Origin of the sequence: Aquabacterium parvum, from assembly GCF_001447195.1 — a bacterium.
Lineage (GTDB): Bacteria > Pseudomonadota > Gammaproteobacteria > Burkholderiales > Burkholderiaceae_C > Aquabacterium > Aquabacterium parvum.
Genome location: NZ_LFRI01000535.1, coordinates 1 through 735, shown reverse-complemented (window position 1 = coordinate 735; position 735 = coordinate 1). Strand labels below are relative to the sequence as shown.

Sequence of the window (735 nt, the reverse complement as noted above, 5' to 3'; positions counted from 1 at the left end):
GAGCACGTCAACATTCGTTTGGATGCGGACATCTTGGACGCCTTCAAAGATCGCGGTGCTGGCTGGCAAACGCGCATCAACACGGCACTGCGTGACTGGCTGAAGACGCACCCGAACACGCGAAAGGCCTAACGCCCAAGTTCAGGGGCGCGCGCTTGGCGTGGCCGAAGCGCGCACTGGTGGAAGCGTCCCCTGCAACGCACAGTTAGGCCGATGGTGGCATGAGGCGGCATGTGCATGATTCCCTGAGTGTTGAATGCTTGGCTGACGCCAGCTTGAATGCAAGCATGCCACGAGACCTTGCGCGAACCAAGAAGCGCATGCCTGGCTGCAAGTAGCCACCGAGTAGGTGGCTCGCATGGCCTGTGCAAGCGGTGCATTTACGCGAGGGCCTAACGCCCAAGTTCAGGGGCGCCCACAAGGCGTGGCCGAAGCGATGCGACGTATGAGCGTCCCCTGCAACGCCCAGTTAGGCCGGTGGTGGCGTACGACTGACTTGGCATGAGACCCCTGTGTGTTGATTGCTGGACTGACGCCAGCTTGAATGCAAGCATGCCACGAGGCCTTGCGCGAACCAAGAATCGCATGCCTAGCTGCCAGTAGCCACCGAGGAGGTGGCTCGCTTGGCCTTTGCAAGCGGCGCATTTACGCGAGGGCCTAACGAATGAAAGGGACTTCCCCGTCCCGAGCTAGCCGCGTATTGCGGCAAACGGCATCGAAGTGCCACGATGGGGT

General features: G+C 61.0%; 1 protein-coding gene. It reads left to right on the top strand.

The genetic code is table 11. The annotated features are described in order from the left end of the window. A partial coding sequence (locus ABG80_RS21710) for a BrnA antitoxin family protein (protein ID WP_160322403.1) occupies nt 1-132 on the top strand: 132 nt, incomplete at its 5' end. Between the last annotated feature and the right edge of the window lie 603 nt (nt 133-735).